The sequence below is a fragment of the Dactylosporangium sp. NPDC049742 genome, from assembly GCF_040674675.1.
GTDB lineage: Bacteria > Actinomycetota > Actinomycetes > Mycobacteriales > Micromonosporaceae > Dactylosporangium > Dactylosporangium maewongense.
This window is the reverse complement of sequence record NZ_JBFANF010000021.1, coordinates 37,704-57,744: the sequence shown is the minus strand read 5'-3', so window position 1 is coordinate 57,744 and position 20,041 is coordinate 37,704. Positions and strand designations below refer to the sequence as shown.

Below are 20,041 nucleotides of genomic sequence, written 5' to 3'. Positions count from 1 at the left end.
GCTGCCGTCGTGTCTCGACGGCGGCCACTTACGCATTGCTGCGGAGGAATTGTGTCCTTGACCGGTGTCTTCGGACCGCCCGGCCTGCCATTGCTGCCCCGCCGGTCCCGCCGGCTGTTCGGGCGGGTGACGCGCGTGGTCGCCGCGTCGGCGATCCTGACATTGGCCGCCAACAATCTCGTGGTGCCGCCCGTGCAGGCGGCCCCGAAGGTGACGAAGCCCGAGGCGGCGCAGCGTTACAAGGACGTGCCTGGTGGCACGGTGGCGGTGAAGGAGCCGCAGCCGGGGACGGCGTCGGCGGCGGCGCGTCGCGCGTCGGTCGGCTCGGTGCAGTGGCCGGCGGCCGCGACCGCGGAGGTGAACATCGCCGCGGCACGGTCGCAGTTGCGGGCCTCCGGCAGTGCGTCGCCGGCCGAGACCGCGGTGTCGGTGCCGGGTGCGCCGCTGCGGGTGGTGGCCGGTGCGAAGGGGCCTGAGCAGGTCCGGGTGCAGACGCTGTCGCAGGACGAGGTCCACGCTGCGGGTGTGCAGGGTGTGATGTTCCGGGTCGCGCGCACGGACGACGCGGCGACCACGGGTGCGGTGAAGCTGGAGACGAGCTACGGCGCGTTCGAGTCGGCGTTCGGTGCGGACTGGGGGAGCCGGTTGCGGCTGCTCGTCATCCCGGAGTGCCACCAGAGTACGCCGGATGATGCGGCGTGCCGGCCGGTGCCGGTGCAGTCGGACAACAACGTGAAGACCAAGACGGTGACCGGTGAGGTGACGCTGCCGGCGCCGGTGACGACCGCGGCGGCATCGAAGCTGACGTCGGGCAACGTCATGGTCGCGCTCGCCGCCGGCCCGTCCGGTGGTGCCGGCGACTTCGGTGCCACGCCCCTCGCGCCGTCGTCGACGTGGTCGCAGGGCGGCTCGTCCGGTGGGTTCTCCTGGAACTATCCGATGCGTGTCCCGCCCGCGGTCAACGGGCCGGGACCCACGGTGGGTCTGAGCTACTCGTCGCAGTCGGTGGACGGACGGCACGCGGCGTCGAACAACCAGCCGGGCTGGGTCGGTGAGGGCTTCTCCTACGACACGGGGTTCATCGAGCGGCGGTACGTCGGCTGTGCGGATGACAAGGCCGATGACAAGGGCAGCAAGGCGAACAACACCGAGGACACCGGCGACATGTGCTGGGCCACGGACAACGCGACCATGTCGCTCAACGGTGGTGGCGGTGAGCTGCTGAAGGATGCCGCCGGCCTGTGGCACCCGGTCCAGGACGACGGGTCGCGGATCGAGAAGGTGATCGGCGGAGCCAACACCAACGGTGACGACAACGGCGAGTACTGGAAGGTCACCGCGACGGACGGCACGAAGTACTACTTCGGCCGGAACCGGCTGCCGGGCTGGACGACGAACAAGCCGGAGACGAACTCGGTGCAGGCGGTCCCGGTCGCGGGCAACCACGCGACGGAGCCGTGCAAGGCAGCCACGTTCGCCGCGTCGTTCTGCACGCAGGCGTACCGGTGGAACCTCGACTACATCGAGGACATCTACGGCAACACCGCCTCGCTGTGGTACACGCGGGACACGAACTACTACGCGAAGAACAAGCAGGAGAACTCGCCGGTCGTCTACCACCGCGACGCCTACCCGGCCCGCATCGACTACGGCACCGACAACCGCACCCTCGTCAACGGGGTCCGGACCGACTCGGCGTACACGGGCGTCGCGGCACCCGCGCAGGTGCACTTCGGCGTCTCCGACCGGTGTGTGACGGCGAACTGCGGTACCAAGGACAAGACCAACTGGCCGGACACGCCGTGGGACCAGAACTGTGCCTCGACCGGCACCTGCTGGCAGTCGGGGCCGTCGTTCTGGAGCAGCAAGCGGCTCACCAGCGTCACCACGAAGGTGTGGAAGGGGTCCGGCTACCAGGACGTCGACCAGTGGATCCTGCGGCAGTCGTTCCCGGATCCCGGTGACGGCACGAGGGCCGGGCTGTGGCTGGAAGGCATTACCCACAAGGGTTTGAACGGCGCCGCGGTGACGCTGCCCGAGGTGACGTTCGAGGGCATCCAGCTGCCGAATCGGGTGGATGCGGTGTGGTCGGACTTCGCGCCGGCGATGAACTGGTGGCGGATCACGTCGATCCGGACCGAGGCGGGTGCGGAGATCGCTGTTGATTACAGCGACCCCGACTGCGTGAACCCGGGCCGGCTGCCGAACGTGAACGCGTTGGACAGCAACACGTTGCGGTGTTACCCGGTGAAGTGGGTGCCGCAGGGGTACACGCAGCCGCGCACGGACTACTTCCACAAGTACGTCGTCGACTCGGTGCAAGAGATCGACCTCACCGCCGGCGGCAGCGCCACCAAGACGTTCTACGAGTACGAGAACCCCGAGAACCTGGCGCTGTGGCACTGGGACGGCGAGGACGGTCTCGTCCAGGCCAAGTACAAGTCGTGGGGTCAGTGGCGCGGCTACCCGTACGTGAAGACCAAGGTCGGCGAGGGGCCGAAGCAGCAGGTCATGCGGTCGCAGTACTTCCGCGGCATGCACGGCGACAAGACCGCATCCGGCACCCGCACCGTGAACGTCACCGGCCTGGAGGGTGGTCCGTTCCCGGACTACGAGCAGTTCGCCGGGATGGCCCGCGAGCAGGTCGTGTACCTCGACGGCGTGGTCAATGCCGGCACGGTGAAGACGCCGTGGCGTTCGACGACCCCCGCCGCGAGCCGGACGATCAACGGGGTCACGACCGAGTCCCGCTTCGCGGGCAGCGAGAAGACCGCGACCCGGGCGCTGATCAGCGGCGGGCAGTGGCGCCGCTTCGAGACGGTCATCGAGAACGACCAGCAGGGCGTCCCGCTCAAGGTGAAGGACCTCGGCAACCCCGCCGACACCACCGACGACAAGTGCACGGTGCACGAGTACCTGCCGAACACCGACGCGAACGTGTGGCTCCTGCACTCGGCCAAACGCGTGCGCACGTGGGCCGGCGACTGCTCGGCGGCCGGGCCGTCCGCCGCCGACCAGGTGATCTCGGACATGCGGTACACGTACGACAACCTGGCCTACGGCGCGACGCCGACCACGGGCCTGGTCACCAAGGTCGAGCGGATGAACGCGTGGAACGGCGGCAACGTCCAGTTCCAGACGATCGGCACGTACAAGCACGACCCGCACGGCCGCACGACCGAGTCGACCGACATCGCCGGCCGGGTGTCGAAGACCGACTACTCGCCGGCGACGGGCGGACCGCTCGTCGGGATGACGACGAAGAACCCGAGGCTGTGGGAGACCACGGTCGTCATCGACCCCGCCCACGGTGAGGTGCTCAGCGAGTCCGACATCAACAGCCGGATCACCTCGGCGGCGTATGACGGGCTCGGCCGCCGCACGAAGGTCTGGTACGCGGACCGGGCGCAGGCCAGCAACCTGAACACGCCCAGCGTCGAATACCGGTACACCATCAGCAAGACCTCGGTGAACGCCGTCGAGACCCTCACGCAGGACGCGAACGGCAACTACCAGTCGCTGTTCGAGCTGTACGACGGTCTGCTGCGGCCGCGGCAGGTCCAGGGGCGCGCGGTCGGCGGCGGCAGGATCATCGCGGACACGAACTTCTACGACACGGCCGGCCGCGTCTGGAAGACCAACGATGCCTACGACACGACCGGCACGGCCGGGCTCACCCTGCACCAGCCCGCCGACCTCGACGTGCCGACGCAGACCAGGGTCGACTTCGACACCGCCGGCCGGCCGATCGAGACGGCGCTGTACTCGAAGAACGTCTTCAAGTGGAGCACGGTCACCAAGTACTACGGCGACTACACCACGGCCACCCCGCCGCTCGGCGGGACCGCCAGCGCCACGTTCACCGACAGCCACGGGCAGACGACGAAGCTGCGCCTGTACCACGGCGGCACCCCGACCGGCACCTACGACGAGACGACCTACGCGTTCAACAAGACCGGCCAGCTCGAGAACGTCACCGACGCGTCCGGCAACGTGTGGTCCTACGAGTACGACGAGCTCGGCCGCCTGAAGAAGTCCGTCGACCCGGACAAGGGCGCCGCCGAGATGACGTACAACGCCTGGGACCAGGTGGAGACGAGCAAGGACGCCGAGAACCGGATCATGGCGTTCACCTATGACGACCTCGGCCGGCTGGAGACGACCCGCGACGGCAGCATCACCGGGGCGCTGCGGACGAAGACGGTCTACGACCTGCCCGCGAGGGGCCTGACGAAGTCGGTGTCCCGGTTCGTCGGGACCGACGAGTACAAGACTGAGCTGGTCACCGCGGACGCGATGTACCGGCCGACCCAGACCAGGGTGACGCTCCCGGTGACCGAGGGATTCGGCACCTCGTACTCGGTGCGGATGACGTACAAGGCCGACGGCAGCCCGAACACGGTGGTGCTGCCGACCACGGGCAACCTCGCCGGTGAGACGCTCACGTACGAGTACGACAGCGTCGACGCCCTGCCGAAGGCGCTGACCACGAACTACGGCGACGTGACGCACTACGTCACCGACGCCACCTACACGGAGTTCGGTGAGTCGAGCTCGGTGATCCGCTCGACGGCGCTGACGGGTGCGCCGTTCGTGCAGAGCAAGACCGAGTACGACGACGTGACCCACCGGCTGAAGCGGCTCGCGGTGTTGAAGTCGGTCGGGTCGGCGTACGTGGCGGACGCGGAGTACAAGTACGACGACGCCGGCAACCTGATCAAGATCGACGACAACCCGCTCAACGGTCAGCGCGACACGCAGTGCTTCCAGTACGACCACGTGCAGCGGCTCAAGCAGGCATGGACACCGCAGAGCGGCGACTGCTCCACCGCGCCCGCGTCCACGCCGATGGGTGGCCCGGCGCCGTACTGGCAGGAGTGGGACTTCGGTGCCGCGACTGACGCGAAGGGGCGGACCGGTTCCAGGCTGAAGGAGATCGACCACCTCACCCCGACCGGGCTGCAGACCACCGACTACACCTACCCGGCGCAGGGCGTCGCCGGCACGCAGCCGCACCTGTTGAAGGGTTCCACGCTCAAGAACTCCACCGGGCAGGTCCTCAAGACCTCGACGTACGAGTACGACAAGACCGGCAACACCACGTCGCGGCCCGGCCCGAACGGGCAGCAGGACCTGCAGTGGGACGTCGAGGGGCACCTCACCTCGGTGACCGACCCGGCCGGAAGCACGTCGTACGTCTACGACGGCGCCGGCAACCGGCTGCTCGCCAAGGACGGCACCGGCGCGACGCTCTACCTCGGCGGCGGGATGGAGCTCCGGCTCACCGGCGCCTCGCTGTCGGCCACGCGCTTCTACTCGTTCAACGGCGAGGTCGTGGGGCAGCGGACCGCCGGTGGCATCGCCTGGCTCTGCGGTGACCAGCAGGGCACCGGCAACATCGCGATCAGCGCCGACGCCGCGCAGACCGTGACCCGGCGGCGGCAGACACCGTACGGCGAGACCCGTGGCCCGGTGGTGTCGTGGCCGAACAAGAAGGGATACGTCGGCGGCGACGCCGACCCGACCGGCCTCGTGCACCTCGGTGCCCGCGAGTACGACCCGAACATCGGCCGGTTCATCTCCGTCGACCCGCTGGTCGACTTCGGCGACCCGCAGCAGATGCACGGCTACTCGTACTCGAACAACAACCCGATCACGTGGTCCGACCCGACCGGTCTGAAGCCCGGGTTCTTCAAGGGATTCCTGCAGGGTCTGTGGAACAGCGTCAAGTTCTGGGAGATGTTCATCGGCATCTGGAAGATGCTGAAGGACCCGAAGGGCGCGTGGAACGGACTCAAGGGCGAGGCGAAGAAGTGGGAGGAGAAGACCGGCAACTTCGTCATGGGCTGGGCCTGCGCGATCAGCGGCATCTGCGACCAGATCGCCTCGTGCGTCGGCGGTGATGCCACCGCCTACGACTGCGGCGTCACGATCGGCGAGCTCGCCGGCGAGATGCTGATCACCGCGTTGTCCGGCGGCGCGGGGCTGAGCGCCCGCGGCGCCGCCCTCGCCAAGAAGCTCGCCGAGAAGTTCAACGTCAAGATCCCCGGCCTCGACACCACACCGTCACACAACCGCGACGGCAACGGCAACGGGTCGGACGGTGACGGCAACGGCGACGGCAACGGTCACCACGACGGCGACGGCAACGGCTCACCCGACACCAACGACTCCGGCGGACCGGCGGTCGACAAGAACGCCGACAAGCCCAAACAAGAACGAACTGACACCGACGACACGAACGACCCCAAGAACACGAACGACACCTGCGAGCACAGCTTCGACCCCGAGACACCAGTCGTCATGGCCGGCGGATCGGTCAAGGCCATCAAGGACGTCGAGGAAGGCGACGCGGTTGTCAGCACGGACCCCGCGACGGGCGCGACGACCACGCAGGTCGTCACCGACCTGCACCTCAACCTCGACACGGACCTGACCGACCTCACCGTGGCCGACCCGGCCACCGGGGCGATCGACACGCTGCACACGACACAGCACCACCCGTTCTGGGACAAGAGCACAGGCGCGTGGGTGGCGGCCGCCGACCTGGAGGCCGGTCACGAACTGCTCACCTCCGGGGACACGGCCCGCGTGGTCGTCGCGGTGCGCAACTTCGCCGGCGCCAAGCGCATGCGGGACCTCACCGTGGCCAACATCCACACCTACTACGTGGTGGTCGGCCAAGCGCCGGTGCTGGTGCACAACTGCGGCGACATCGATACGGACGACGGCGTCCAAGGGGCCCACCCCAAGGAGCACTTCGACCTGACCGACGACCAACTCAAGGCTCGCTTCAACAACCCGAACTTCCGCGGTAACAGCGCCTCGACCGTCTTCAGCTCGGCGGCCCAGCAGGCGGTGGACTACATCCTGCGCAACGTCGACCTCGAATCGTGGGCCAAACGCACCGCCCCGGGCAACATCCGCGACATCGGGCCGGTCCGGCTCCCCTTCCAGATCGGTCGGGTCGCGCACCGCGACACATCCGGCCGGGGCAACCACACCGTCGGCCCGGCCTATACGCTGACAGTCCGGGTCATGCGGGTCGGGAGGAACTCGGGCCACCCTCGTGGACCGGGCGCTTCATGGGTCGTCTACACGCTCATGGCGAGCTGACGGTATTCGGGCGCGATCCCGCGGCGGTGCTCGGCACCGCCGCGGGATCGCGGAAAGTGGTGAGGTCGTGTCGAACGCGGCTGTGGTGGAGGCGCTGTCCCGGCTGGAGCGGTTGCACCGCCGGCTCGGCGAGTACACCTGCGGGCTGCCGGCGCGGTATCACCTCGGCGACGACGTGGTCTGCCTCCCGCAGATCCGGTTGGAGCCGGCCGAGGGTGCCGTCCGGGTCGTGATGTCGCACCTGTTGCCGTTCGGTGGGGCGGGAGCGTTCCACGAGATCGAGATCGGGGTGCGTCTCACGGTCACCCCGGCGGGTCACGAGGGCGTCCTGTTCGCCGGGATCGCCCTCGACCCGCCGGACGACGCCCTCGCGGGGGGCGGGACCGTGTCGCACGAATGGGCCGCGGCAGGCGCCGATGTCCTCGACACGCTGGAGACCGCCGCGGTCGAGCTCTGCGCCCGCGCCGACCCGTTCGGCTTCCTGGCCGGCCGCGAGTGGAGCGGCGCGTGAACACCTTCGCGGTGCTGACCGAGCTGGCGCACCTGAACCGGCGGGTGCACGACCACGCGCTGCTGCTGATGACCGAGCACACGCTCGCCGGCGACGTCGCCATGACCCCGCGGATCGAGCTGATCCCGGTCGGCGACGGCATCCGGGCGGTCCTGTCGCACCACATCACCTTCGGCGCGGCGCACGAGATCCGGCTCGCGCTCCGCCTCACCGTCACACCGGCCGGCTACGACGGTGACCTGCACGCCGGGATCGTCCTCGACCCGCCGGACGACCGCTTTCCCGGCGCGGGCCGCGTGGCGCGCGACTGGCCCGCCCCGGGCCCGGACGTCGCCGCCGTCCTGACCGCGCTGGAGACCGCGGTGGCGCAGCTGTGCGCCGGCGGCGACCCCTTCGGCTTCCTCGCCGACTACGCACGCGAGGCGGTCATCCCCGGGCTGTTCCCGGAACCGGAGGACTGAACGGGTGCGGGCCGCCACGGCAGGTGCGGCGAGCCGCTACTGCGGCTCGGGTGCCGGGTCCCGGCGCAGCCACCGCTCGTCCAGCGACGCCGGCGGGTCGGGTGCGCCGAGGTCCGCCGGGCGGTACCCGGTCGGGTAGCCCGGGTAGGTGCGGTTGCGGGGTGACGTTCCCAGCTTCGACACCCGCCGGGGCGGCAGGAGCAGCCGCACCGCCGCCGCCCGAGCCCGCAGCGTCGCCCTGGACAGTGCGGTCAGCCAGCGTGGGGCGGGGCGGAAGCCGAACGCGGCGAGCATCGGCGGGTCCAGCATCGCCCGGACCCCCAGGCGGGCCATCGGCCGCAGCGGCGCCGGGAACCAGCTCGCGAACAGCCCGACCGTGTACTGCCCGACCCGGGCGTTGGTGTCGCTGTAGCGGAAGTTGGCCGCCTCGTAGTCGCGCTTGAACGCCCGGAACTCCTCGAAGTCCGATGGGATGTCGCGGATCGCCATGCGCAGCCCGACCTGGCGGTAGAAGTGGAACGCGGCGAGGCGCTCTTGCTCGGTGAGCGGCCGCCAGCCGAAGCGGTCCAGCCAGTCGATCGGGTCGTAGACGAACGTGGACAGCACATACCGCATGTCGTCGTTGTCGATGGCGTACCGGCCGTGGGCGCGGTTGATGACCCGCAGCGCCGCCCTGCCTCGGGGCGAGTCGTAGCCGTGCGCGGCCAGCTCCGCCATGAGCAGCTGGGTGTCGTCGTAGCGGCGCTGCGGCCGGTCCCGGAACTCGCCGGTCGCGTCGAGCAGGGCCGAGATCGACGGTACGCAGTACGTGCGGAACAACGCGAACTCGAGCGCCCTCGTGTGGTCCCAGGGGAACTCGTGCCCGGCGGAGATCCGGTAGATCTCCTCGTGGTCGCGCGCCGGGTCCAGTTGCTCGATCCGTCTGCGCCAGCGCATCCGGTCAGCGACCACGGCACCCACCTCCGCCGTCAGCGTGCCACGGATCCGCGGCTGCCGGAAGCACATGTGGGCCGCATGGCGTGCTGTCGTAGCACCAGCAGACGATCCCGTCGACCGACGCCACGTACTCGCTGCTGGTGCTGGACGTGTTCGGCAACGTCGTGTCCGTGCACATCCCGAAGCAGACGGCGGGGACGTACGCGCTGGTCCCGCACGAGTGGGAGGGGACGCTTCCGGACGGCATCCCGCCGGTGTCGGTGCCGTTCCCGGTCACGATCTGGAACCTGCGCGCCGACAAGTACTCCGCCACCGTACACCCCGGACACCATCGAGCTGATCCCCGGCCAGACGAAGTTCGTCGTCGCGCGGTACACGCCGGACCTGTACACGGCGCCCGACGGCTCGATCACTGTCTATATCGGACGCAACCAGCCCGCGAACGCGCCCGCGGCGAACTGGTTGCCGGTGTCCGACGCCCCGTTCAACATCATGGTGCGGGTGTACGGGCCGGAGGACAACACCGACCCCGACAACAACCCGCCCTACAACCCGCCGCCGATCAACCTGAGCAACTGAGGCGGCCGGGTGTCACCGGCCCGGCGGCGACCGGGCCGGTTTCCGCCTGACCGCGGCTGGAGTCGCTGGGCGGTCAGGCCCACCATGCGGCGGTGCCGACAACGGCCGCCGCGGGGCTGGTCCCGGCGAGCGTCTCGATGGCCCCGGCGAGGCCGGTGATGGCGGCGAGGCCGATGCGCCGGTCCTGGGCGTCGAGGCCGGTCCGCAGGACGAGCACGGCGGTCCGGGCGGTCGCGGCACCGGGCTGTGCGTCGAGACACTGGCGGGCCCGGCGGGCGACCGCCAGCATCGCGTGCGCGGCGTGGTCGCTGTATGGGTCGCCGGCGGTGCCGGCCGCCGCGGTGGCGGTCCGGGGCAGCAGCGCCGCCGGCAGGTGCGGGGCGATCTCGGCGACGGCGGTTGCCCGGGCCTCTCCGGGCTGCCCTGCCCGAGCGCGGACGGTGTCCGGTTCGGTGGCGATCGCCTCGGCGGCGTCCAAGGCCTGGGCGCCGGTCTCGACGCGCTGGTGCTCCGGAAGGACGGGCAGCAGCCGGCTGAGGGCACTCACCCGGAGTTTGCGGTCGTCGACCTCGGCCGCGGCCGCGAGAGCGCCGGCGACGGCGGCGTCGCGGGCGGGTGCCGGCAGGTGGGGCGCGAGCCAGGTCAGGGCGAGCGCCCGCGGGTACGCGCCGGACATCCCGGTCGCCGCCCGCAGCACATGGTCGCGGCGGTGCGCGGGCAGGCGCGGTGCGAGGCGGCCGAGCTCTCGGGCCCGGGAGTGCTCGTCGTCGATGAGCAGTGCGCTGTCGACTGCCCGGTCGAGCAGGTCCGCCTGTTCGGTGGGGGTGCCGGCAGCGGCCGCGGGCGGGCCCGGCTGCGAGTCCCGGCCGTGCGGCGCGAGTGCGGCCAGGGCGTCAGCCCGTTGGAAGTGGTTGGCGACCGTGGCGGCGAGCCGCAGCGCCCGGTCTGCCACGTGCGGCGGCAACGTGCCTGCCGTCGTCGCGTGCCCGAGGGCGACGAGGATCCGGGCCCGGTGCTCCGGTTCGGCCTCGGCGTCATCGAGCGTGAGGTCGAGGGCGGCGGCGCGGTCGCCTTCGGGCAGGTACGGAGTGAGGCCCGCCAACGCCTGTCCCCGCGCGCCACGGTCCGCGGCGAGGGCCGCCACGGCGACGGCGTCCCGGCGCTGCTGCGCGGGCAGATGCGGCGCGAGCCCGGCGAGGGCCTCCGCCCGGACCCGCGGGTCGGTGATCGTCGCCGCGATGTCGAGCGTGTCACCGAGCCTGTCGGGCGGCAGGTGTGGCGCGACACCGACGAGCGCCTGTGCCCGCGCCGAGGCCGACACGATGCCGCGCACGGCGTCCAACACCCCATCGGCCGTCACGTCGTCGCGGCCGGGGACGCCGTGTTCCTGGCCGCGGGCGCCGGGGTCTCGGTCTCGGGCGCCGGTTGCCCGGCGGAGAGCGGTCGGGGCGAGTGCGGTCAGGGCGCGGGCCCGCCAGTCGTGGTCGCCGACGGCCGTGGCGGCGGCCACCGCGCGGCGGAGGATCACTGCGCGCAGGCCGGCCGGGAGGCGTGGCGCCAGCGCGGTCCACACCCGGGCGCGCAGCGGCGGGCTGTGCAGGGTCGGCACGGTGGCGACGCCCTGGGCGGCGCGGTCGGCCGGCAGGTGGGCGACCAGGGCCTCCAGCGCGTCGGCGCGGTGCTCCTCGTCGTGGATCGCGGTCGCCGCGGCCAGCGCGGCGTCGACGTGGCGGGCCGGCAGGTGCGGGGCGAGCCCGGCGAGGGCGGCCGCGCGCTCCCGTTCGTCGGCGATGGCCGCGGCGATGTCGAGGGCCCGGTCGGTGAGCCGGTCCGGCAGGTGGGCGGCGAGGCCGGTCAGGGTGCGGGCGCGGTGCCACTCCGGGCCGGCGGCGGCGGCGTCCAGAGCGTGCCGGACGACGGCGGCGCGGACCCTGTCCGGCAGGTGCGGCACGAGCGCGGTCAGGGCCTTGGCGCGCGGCACCGGGTGCGTCGTGGCCTTGGCGGCGGCGAGCGCGTGCGGCAGCAGCCGGTCGGGCAGCCGCGGGGCGAGGGCGGCGAGCAGCGCGCCCCGGGGCATCTCGTTCGGGTGGCCGATGGCGAACGCGAGCACCCCGGCGAGATGCTCGGCGGGCAGGTGCGGCACGAGCGGCGTCAGCGCGTCGGCCTGGGAGAGCCAGTCGAAGTCGGCGGCCGCCTCGACGGCCCGCTGCAGTTGCGCGGCGTCCAGGTGCGGGGCGATGGTCGCGAGGGCCAGGCCGCGATATCCGGCGTTGAAGATCGTGGCGGCCGCCGACAGCGCTCGGGCGATGGCCTCTGCACGCCGGTCGGGCGGCAGTACCGGCACGAGCGAGGACCACGCGAGGACCTCGTGGAGGCCGGGGTTCTCGATGGTGGCGAGGGCGTCCAGCGCGGCCGAGGCCTGGCCCGGATCCAGGTGCGGGGCCAGGTAGTCGATCGCGGTGCTGCGCCAGTGGTTCCCGTCGTCCGCCAGCGGGTCGGGGTCAGGCACGGGGGGCCGGAACGCGAGCGTGTGCTCGAGGGTGTCGGCGATCAGGGCCGGGCGGTCGCCGGGCGGGACGTCCGGCAGTATGTGCGCGACGATCTGCACCTGGTAGAGCTCGCCGTCGGCACGCGCCTGCTTGAGCCAGTAGTCCACCCGGCGGGGTGTCTCGTGGCGCGCCAGCCGGTCGACGGTGCCGATCCCGGCCGCGCGCAGCCGGGCCGCGACCTCCGTGGAGGCGCGGTCGCGGCGGCTGTGGACGCTCGCCGCGACCAGGCCCAGCCACACCTCGTCGACGAGTGACGGTGCCGGGCCGCCGCCGGCGAGGGCGGCGTCGGTCTCCGCGGCGGCGTGCCGGCGGGCGAGGTCGACGTCGGCGAGGAAGCCTTCCACGTGGTCGTGGGCCTCGTGCGCCTCGAACCAGACGTTGCCGAGCGTGCCGGTGAGCAGCAGGCGGCGCAGGTCGCGGTGGCGGCCGGCGGCGGCGAGGCCGGCGGCGAGGGTCCGCAGCGGGGCGAGGTCGTCGACGCCGGCCAGCAGCGGGTCGGCGGCGAGCGCCGGCAGGCCGGCGTCGAGCCCGCCGAACAGCGTCAGGTAGCGGTCAGGGGAGAGGTCTGGGCCCGTCACGCTGATCATGATGGTGTGCCGGGTCGACCCGCACGCTCAAGCCGTGCGGGTCGCCGTGCGCCAGGTCCAGGCGTACCAGACGATGAACGCGGTGCAGCCGATCTCCACGACGCTGTACAGGACGTAGTACGTCGCCGGGGTGCCGACGGTGAGGGAGGCCGCCTGGACGAGGGTCATCACGGTGCCGGCGGCGATGTTGGCCCAGCGGGCGGCCCGTTGCGGCAGTACCCGTGACAGCAGCACCATCCAGATCGGCAGCTGCATGAGGAAGCCGGCGCCGAGGAGGAACCCCGGGCTGATGCGCATGCCGTCGACCTCGCCGTCGAGCAGGTCGGTCAGCACGGCCGAGTCCATGTGGCCGAGGACGTCGCAGTACAGGTAGTTGAGCACCGCGAAGATCCAGAGGGTGGAGAGCAGGACGGCCCGGTCGCGGCGGGTCGTCTGGTCGGGGAGCAGGGTCGTCCCGGTCACGGTGGTGGGCCGCCTTTCCGCGTCAGTGCCGCGCCGGTGCGCGGCGGTTCTGACGGTATGTGCGGCGGGTCGGCGGTCGTACCCTCCGCGGAGGGAACCTGGCTGGTCCTCTGGAGGGAATCACTGCCCGGGGGTGACGAAGCCGGACTCGTAGGCGGCGACGACGGCCTGGGTGCGGTCGCGGACGCCGAGCTTCGCCAGCAGCGTCGCCACGTGCGACTTGACGGTCTGCACGGACAGGAACAGTTCGGTGGCGATCTCGGCGTTGGACAGGCCGCGGGCGAGCAGGCGCAGGACGTCCCGTTCGCGTTCGGACAGCTCGGGCAGGCCCGCGCCGGAGGGGGTGGCGAAGCGTTCGATGATGCCGCGGGTCGAGGCGGGGAACAGCAGCGACTCGCCGGTGCCGACCACCCGCGCCGCCTCGATCAGCCGCGCGGGCGGGGTCCGCTTCAGCACGAACCCGCTGGCGCCGGCGCGGATCGCCCGGTACACGTACTCGTCGACCTCGAACGTCGTCAGCACCAGCACCCGCACCGCCGTGCCGCCGGCGGTGATGCGGCGGGTCGCCTCGATCCCGTCGGTGCCGGGCATCCGCACGTCCATGAGGATCAGGTCGGGCGCGGGGTCGGCGGCGGCGATCGCGACCGCGGTGTCCCCGTCGCCGGCCTCGGCGACGACCTCCCAGCCGGGCTCGGAGGCCAGGATGGCCCGCAGCCCGATCCGGACGAGCGGATCGTCGTCGACGATGGCGATCCTCATCGCCACACCGTACGGTGCAGCGCGCAGCCCAGGCAGTCGCACCCGGCGGTGAGGCGGCAGGCGGCGGCCCCGTCGGGCAGGGCGGCGCCCAGCGGCACGACGGCGCGGACCGCGAACCCGCCGCCGGTGGTGTGTCCGACCGTGGCGTGCCCACCGAGCAGCGCGACCCGGTCACGGATCGACGCCAGGCCGAGCCCCGTGCCGGCGGCCGGCGCCGGTTCCCGGAGCGGGTTGACGACCGACAGGGCCACGATCCGCTCGTCCGCGGCGACGTCGACGTCCACGTCGCCGCCGGGGGCGTGCTTGGCGGCGTTGGTGAGCGCCTCCTGTACGACCCGGTACACGCCCCGGCCGACGACCGGCGGCAGCGGCCCGAGCCGGATCCGGGACCGCACCCGCAGCCCGGCGCCGGCCGCGCCGTCCAGCAGCGCCGTCAGGTCCCCGGCGCCCGGCAGCGGCGTCAGGGCGTCGGGCCCGTGCCCGCGGATGCCGGCGATGATGCGGTCCAGCTCGCCGAGGGCGGCCCGCCCGCGCTCCTCGATCGTGGCGAGCACGGCCCGGGCGAAGGCGGGGTCACGGTCGAACACGTGCGCGCCCGCCCCGGCCTGCACCACGATCATGGACAGGAGATGGCCGATGCTGTCGTGCAGCTCCTGGTCGATGCGCACCTGTTCCTCGGCCCGTACGGCGCGGGCCAGCACGGCGGCCTCGACCTCCTTGCGGCCCGGCCCGAGCGCCCAGACGGCGAGGCGGCGGTGCCATCCCGCGAGGGCCCGCAGCGAGCCGCGCAGCACCGGCACCGCCGCGACGAACGCGACCGGCCCGAGCAGCGACCAGGCCGTCCCGGCAGCCCCGACCTCGATCCGGTCGCTCATCCGGTCGGCCAGCGCGACCAGCGGCCAGAGCACGAGGAGCGGCGAGGCGGCGTACAGCAGCACGACGGCGGCGCCGAGCGGCCCGCTGACGGCACGGACCAGTGTCCATGCCAGCACCCGCCAGCTGTGCGGGTCGCGGACCGCCGCGGCCGTCCACCGCCACGGGTCGACCAGCCGGCGCCACCGCGGGTGGCCGCGGATACACGGCGCGCCGGAACCCGATCGGCGCCGGCGCCGCCACGTCCTGCCCCAGCAGGACCCGGGCCAGGAGCCGCTCGAACCGCCCGATCGGCCGCAGCAACAGGTGCGCGGCGAGCAGCAGCACCACGGTCACCGGCGCGAACCGGGTGACGATGCCCGACAGGTACAGCGAACCGACCAGCGCCGCCCAGAACACCCCGAAGACGGCGCCGAGCAGGAGGTACCCCGCTTCCCGTAGCTCCCGGCCGGTCACGAGCACATCGTGCCAGCCGTGCCGGTGCCGCCGCGCCGGGTGGCCCCGGGTCATCGCCGCCGGTCCCGCCGGGCCCGTGCCTTGCGTGGCCTGCGCATGGCGAGCACCTGGACCAGCGTCCCGATCGCGGTGACCAGTCCGATCACACCGGTGACGAGTTGGGTGAGTTCGAGCAGTACAGGCATCGGACGTCCATTCATCGAGGGCCGGCCACCGTTGCGGTGGCGTGCACCAGAGTCCGGCGAGCGGGCCGCGCCGGAGTGTGCGGTGCTGTCCCGCATGCCGGACCTGCGCCCGGTCGCGGGTCGAGGCGCCGGCTTCGTGCGCGGCTGCAGGACAATGACGGGACGGCGAGAGGACAGCCCCGGCCGGCAGGAGGTCGCATGGGTCGCGGTCACCCGATCGACAGGTCCGCGTGGCCGGTGAGTGGTCCGTTCCGCGCCTGGCTCGAGTTTCTCGACGGCGTACACCGGGCGAACGGTCTTCGCAGCCAGCGGACCATCGCGCGGGACATGGGGCTGGCCGCGCCGACCCGGGCCGGCCAGCTGCTGCGTGGCCTGGCGTGGCCGGCGGACACCGACCAGGCCCGGCGGCTGATCATCGCGCTCGGCGGGTTGGACGGCGAGGTCACCCGCGGCCTGCGGCTGCACCGCGATGCGTGCGGCGCGCGGGAGGCCGAGCTCCGGCCCGATCAGGAGCCGTCCTGGTGGTCCCGCTCCGGCTATGTGGACCAGGTCCGTGACATCGCACCCCGCCGACTGGTCGGGCGGGAGCCGGAGCTGGCCGAGCTGGCGTCCTTCTGCGCCGGTGACGAGGGGTATGGCTGGTGGCAGGCCGAGGCCCGGGCCGGCAAGTCGGCGTTGATGTCGTGGTTCGTGCTGCACCCGCCGGCCGGAGCCTGGGTGGTGTCGTTCTTCGTCACGGCACGGCTGGCCGGGCAGTCCGACAGCGTCGCCTTCACCGATGGCCTGTGCGAACAGCTGGCCGCCATCGTCGGCGAGCGGCTGCCGGAGATCGCGTCGGTGGCCGGACGGGACAGGCTCCGCCGGCAGTTGCTGTCGGCCGCTGCCGCCCGGGCCCGGCGCGCCGGCCAGCGGCTCGTCCTGGTGGTCGACGGACTGGACGAGGACTGCGGGGTCCGGCCGGGTTCGGGCCTGGCGAGCATCGCGTCGCTGCTGCCGAAACGCCCGGACGAGAGCCTGCGGGTGATCGTCGCCGGGCGGCCGGACCCGCCGTTGCCGGGAGACGTCGACGAAGATCATCCGCTGCGGGCGGCTCGGGTGCGGGCCCTCGCCGCGTCGCCGTATGCGCGGCAGGTCGCCGAGCTGGCCCGGCGTGAGCTCGACGACGTCCTGGCGGGCGGGCCGGGCGGATCCGGTGCGCTGGGCCGCGACGTGCTCGGCCTGGTGACGGCGGCCGGTGGCGGACTGACCCGGGACGACCTGGAGACGCTGACCGGGCGCCCCCGGTTCGAGCTGGAGGGCCTGCTGCACGGCGTCGTCGGCCGGACCCTCGCCAACCGGCCCGACCCCGATGCGACCGGGCGGCAGCAGGTCTTCCTGTTCACGCACGAGACGCTGCGGGACGACGCCGCGAGCCGTCTGGGCCCGCAGACACTCGACCGGTTCCGGGACCAGATCCACGCCTGGGCCGACGACTACCGGCGGCGGCGCTGGCCGGCGGCGACACCCGGCTACCTTCTGCGTGCCTATCCCCGGATGCTGCGGGACGCCGGCGACGTCGAACGCCTCGTGCGGCTGGCCGGCGACCCGGTCCGGCACGACCGCATGCTGCAGATGATCGGCGGGGACAGCGGCGCCATGAGCGAGGTGATCGCCGCCCAGGAGCTCCTGGCGGCGCAGGACCGGCCGGACGTCGGCACCGCCCTGCACCTGGCCATGCACCGGTCGGCGCTGCACGAACGCAACGCCAACATCCCGGTCGAGCTGCCCGCCGCGTGGGCCCGTCTCGGCCAGGTGTTCCGGGCGAGCGCACTGGCCTACGGGATCTCCGACCCGGCCCGCCGGGCGGTGGCGCTGGCCCGCCTCGCCGTCGCGGTGGCCGCGACCGGCGACCGGGGGCAGGCGCAGCTGCTGTGCGGTGCGGCGGAGTCGGTGGCCCGGTCGATCGGGCACCAGTGGCAGCAGCTGCGGATACTTCCCGCGCTCGCCGCGGCCACCGCGGCCGCCGAGGGACTTGCGGCGGCGGAGCGCATGGCGCGGGACATCACCGAACGAGCGGCACGGACCCGGATGCTGGCGGCGCTGGTCGAGCCGGCGGCATCGAGCGGCGACCTCGACCGGGCCGAGGCCCTCGCCTGGGAGGTCGTGCTCGAGGTGCCGCGCTCCCGGGCGCTGGCCGCGGTCGCCGAGGCGGCGCTGGCCCGTGGTGATGCGTCCCGGGCCCGGGCCCTCGCCGATGCGTTGGCGCCGCCCGAACTGCGCCTGCGGGTCCTGGCGGGGCTGGCGGGCGTGACCGCAGGGGCGCACGCGGGCGTCTCGGCGGACGAGATCCGATCCGCGGCCGAGCGCACCCTCGATCCGTACCATCGCGCCCGCGTGCTCGCGGTGCTCGGCGAGTCCACCCGGTCGGCGACGGTGCTCCAGGCCGCCATGAGCGCGGCTCGTGACGTGGCCGAGCCGCGCCTGCGGGCCGAGGCCGCGGCGGCCGTCGCGGCGGCGGCGTTCAGGGCGCGTCGGCCGGATCTCGGCGTGGTCGCGGCCGACGTCGCCGAGGACGTCGCATTCCAGATCGCGGACACCTACCGGCAGGCCGAGGCGTTGGTCGTGGTGGCCGGGGCGTCGGCCGGACCCGACCGTGAGGCGCGCGCCGTGCGGCTGCTGGAGGCGGCCGAAGCGGGCGCCCGCCGGGCAGGCGACGGTGCGTGGCGGGCGTCGCTCGGCACGACGGCCGCCCTGCTCGCGCCGGGCGGCGGCGCTCGGGTCCTGGCCCTGACGGATGCGATGGAGTCGCCGGCCGCTCGGGCGTCCGTGCTGGTCCAGATCGTGGTGGCGGCGTCCGGACGCGGCGACAGCGCCTGCTTCGAGACGTTCGCCGCGGCCGCTGACGAGGCCGTGGCGCTCGCCCCGGGCAACGGCCGGCTCGGCAGGGACCTCGCGGTCGCCGGCACCCGGATGGGACGGCGCCATCACGCGGAGGCGCTGCTCGACACCTCCCACGATCAGCCGCAGGACCGGCTCGGGCTCCTGACCGACCTCAGCCGGGCCGCGAAGGACGGCGGGGACCGCGAACTGGCGAAGACCCTGGCGCGTGCGGCCGCTGACGAGGCACGCCGCCAGGGTGCGGAGCCGGACGGGGCGGTGCTGCGCCAGGTGGTGCTGGCCCTGGCCCAGGCGGCCGAGTACGACGATGCCCTCACGCTGGCCGGCGCTCTCGTGGAGCCGAGCGACCGCGCCGAGGTGCTCGGCGAGGCGCTGAAGCACGCCGATCCGGCCGGCTGCCTGCTCCTCGCCCCCGCCGCCTTCGCCGTGACTGAGCAGCTGCGCGGCTACTACAACTACCTGAAGCACGGCACCGTACGATCGGCGGTCGATGCGCTGGTCCGGACCGGGAGCATCGGCGAGGCGCGGCGACTCGTGGCGGGTCTGACGGATCGCGAGGTGCGGGCCGGGGCCCGGATCGATCTTGCCGAGCACGCGGTGAACCTGGGTCTGATGGACGAGGCTGCGACGGCGGTCGCCGCCGCAGTGCTCGACGTGGACGGCGCCCCGGTCCCCGTGATCAGCCCGCCGCACGTCGAACTGGCCGTGGTGATGGCCACGATCGGCGGCACCAGGTCTGCCGAGGGCATCATCGACCGCATCCCTGGACCGGATGATCGGGTGCGGGCCTGGTCCGGCATCGCGCGGACGCGGGCCGGGGCGAACGGACAGGCCGACGCTCGAGCGGCCGTCCGCCGGGCGCTCACGATCGCCCGCGGGGTCGAGCGGCCGTGGCAACGCGACCGGCTGCTCGCCGACCTTGTCGCGGTGATGGCGGACTGCGTGGACGTCGGTCAGGCCGACGCCCTGGCCCGGACGATCGAGGACCAGGAGCAGCGTGGCAGGGCGTTCGTCGCGCTGGCCGAACGCGCGGCCGCGGCCCGGCCCGCCGCCGATGACGGATCCCGCCATGCCAGCCGCGCGCTCGCCGAAGCTCTGCTGATCGGGCGTTGGGCGTCGCTGCTGGAGACGACAGCCCGGGTCGACCCCGCTGCGCTGGCCGTCGCCGGGGACAATCTCACCGAATGGGCAAGGGTGCGGCCGCCGGCGGCCGCCGATCACACCGGCAGCCGGGTGTTCGTGGTGGAGCCGGAGCCGCTGATCTGCCTGGACTTCCGGGAGATTCTCGCCGAAACCGGGTTCGAGGCGACCGGTTTCGAGGACCGTCGAGCGGCGCTCGACGCCGCGGCCGGCGAGCGACCGGACCTCGTGGTGCTGGACATCAGTCTGTTCGCACGGGACGGCTGGTACACGCTGCACCGGTTGCGGTGTATGACCGACGCGCCCATCCTGCTCACGAGCACCCAATCACAGCTGGAGTACGTGGTCCGCGCGCTGCGGCTCGGAGCCGACGACTATCTGGTGAAACCGATCGACGCAGCCGTGCTCCGCTCCGCGGTCGAACGGCTGCTGCACGCGCGCGACACCCCGCCGATCTGGGCTCCCCGGGCGGCGTGAGCGCCGCCCGCGGGCCTGCGCCGCCCGGATTGTGCCGAAGGGCCTCCCAGATAGTTGCACAGCGTTACTGTGC

At 72.9% G+C, this 20,041-nt stretch carries 11 protein-coding genes and 1 pseudogene; 6 read left to right on the top strand and 6 right to left on the bottom strand.

Annotated elements, in window-relative coordinates:
• Nucleotides 1-51 precede the first annotated feature (51 nt).
• The 3 genes from AB0J72_RS25135 to AB0J72_RS25125 all read left to right on the top strand — a co-directional run bounded on the left by AB0J72_RS25135 (nucleotide 52) and on the right by AB0J72_RS25125 (nucleotide 8,088).
• Nucleotides 52-7,116 carry an RHS repeat-associated core domain-containing protein gene (locus AB0J72_RS25135; protein ID WP_363402589.1) on the top strand — a complete coding sequence of 2,355 codons (7,065 nt, stop codon included), beginning with the start codon at nucleotides 52-54 and terminating at the stop codon, nucleotides 7,114-7,116.
• Nucleotides 7,117-7,183: 67 nt separating this feature from the next.
• The gene (locus AB0J72_RS25130; protein ID WP_363402587.1) at nucleotides 7,184-7,627 is read left to right on the top strand and encodes a hypothetical protein; all 444 of its coding nucleotides are present in this window, start codon (nucleotides 7,184-7,186) and stop codon (nucleotides 7,625-7,627) included.
• On the top strand, nucleotides 7,624-8,088 hold the full coding sequence (locus AB0J72_RS25125; protein WP_363402585.1) for a hypothetical protein: 465 nt from the start codon (nucleotides 7,624-7,626) through the stop codon (nucleotides 8,086-8,088). The genes AB0J72_RS25130 and AB0J72_RS25125 overlap by 4 nt, the downstream gene beginning before the upstream one ends.
• A gap of 36 nt (nucleotides 8,089-8,124) precedes the next feature.
• On the opposite strand, the gene AB0J72_RS25120 is transcribed toward AB0J72_RS25125, so the two are convergent.
• Nucleotides 8,125-9,039, bottom strand: coding sequence for an oxygenase MpaB family protein (locus tag AB0J72_RS25120; RefSeq protein ID WP_363402583.1), 915 nt, complete (start codon nucleotides 9,037-9,039; stop codon nucleotides 8,125-8,127).
• Between the two features lie 92 nt (nucleotides 9,040-9,131).
• On the opposite strand from AB0J72_RS25120, the pseudogene AB0J72_RS25115 reads away from it, so the two are divergent.
• Nucleotides 9,132-9,305 (top strand): annotated as a pseudogene (locus AB0J72_RS25115) (DUF1254 domain-containing protein); the annotation flags it as partial.
• 49 nt (nucleotides 9,306-9,354) lie between these two features.
• Nucleotides 9,355-9,603: a DUF1214 domain-containing protein gene (locus AB0J72_RS25110; protein ID WP_363402751.1), complete on the top strand. Its 249-nt coding sequence runs from the start codon at nucleotides 9,355-9,357 to the stop codon at nucleotides 9,601-9,603.
• A gap of 73 nt (nucleotides 9,604-9,676) precedes the next feature.
• On the opposite strand, the gene AB0J72_RS25105 is transcribed toward AB0J72_RS25110, so the two are convergent.
• From AB0J72_RS25105 to AB0J72_RS25085, 5 genes are all read right to left on the bottom strand, one after another.
• The gene (locus AB0J72_RS25105) at nucleotides 9,677-12,730 is read right to left on the bottom strand and encodes a hypothetical protein (RefSeq protein ID WP_363402580.1); all 3,054 of its coding nucleotides are present in this window, start codon (nucleotides 12,728-12,730) and stop codon (nucleotides 9,677-9,679) included.
• A 36-nt stretch (nucleotides 12,731-12,766) separates the two neighbouring features.
• On the bottom strand, nucleotides 12,767-13,201 hold the full coding sequence (locus AB0J72_RS25100; protein ID WP_363402578.1) for a DUF6326 family protein: 435 nt from the start codon (nucleotides 13,199-13,201) through the stop codon (nucleotides 12,767-12,769).
• A 120-nt stretch (nucleotides 13,202-13,321) separates the two neighbouring features.
• Nucleotides 13,322-13,960 (bottom strand): response regulator transcription factor, encoded by a 639-nt coding sequence (locus AB0J72_RS25095; protein ID WP_363402576.1) that lies wholly within the window; start codon nucleotides 13,958-13,960, stop codon nucleotides 13,322-13,324.
• Complete coding sequence (locus tag AB0J72_RS25090) at nucleotides 13,957-14,952, bottom strand: histidine kinase (RefSeq protein WP_363402574.1); 996 nt, start codon at nucleotides 14,950-14,952, stop codon at nucleotides 13,957-13,959. The genes AB0J72_RS25095 and AB0J72_RS25090 overlap by 4 nt, the downstream gene beginning before the upstream one ends.
• 387 nt (nucleotides 14,953-15,339) lie before the next feature.
• Nucleotides 15,340-15,474 (bottom strand): hypothetical protein, encoded by a 135-nt coding sequence (locus tag AB0J72_RS25085; protein WP_363402572.1) that lies wholly within the window; start codon nucleotides 15,472-15,474, stop codon nucleotides 15,340-15,342.
• 198 nt (nucleotides 15,475-15,672) lie between these two features.
• Between AB0J72_RS25085 and AB0J72_RS25080 the strand changes: the two genes are divergently transcribed.
• The gene (locus tag AB0J72_RS25080; RefSeq protein ID WP_363402570.1) at nucleotides 15,673-19,968 is read left to right on the top strand and encodes a response regulator; all 4,296 of its coding nucleotides are present in this window, start codon (nucleotides 15,673-15,675) and stop codon (nucleotides 19,966-19,968) included.
• The last annotated feature ends 73 nt before the right edge of the window (nucleotides 19,969-20,041 follow it).

Excerpts from the sequence above, each read along its gene's own strand:
- AB0J72_RS25080 (WP_363402570.1), top strand. The coding sequence starts at position 15,673 with ATGGGTCGCGGTCACCCGATCGACAGGTCCGCGTGGCCGGTGAGTGGT.
- AB0J72_RS25085 (WP_363402572.1), bottom strand. The coding sequence starts at position 15,474 with ATGCCTGTACTGCTCGAACTCACCCAACTCGTCACCGGTGTGATCGGA.
- AB0J72_RS25095 (WP_363402576.1), bottom strand. The coding sequence starts at position 13,960 with ATGAGGATCGCCATCGTCGACGACGATCCGCTCGTCCGGATCGGGCTG.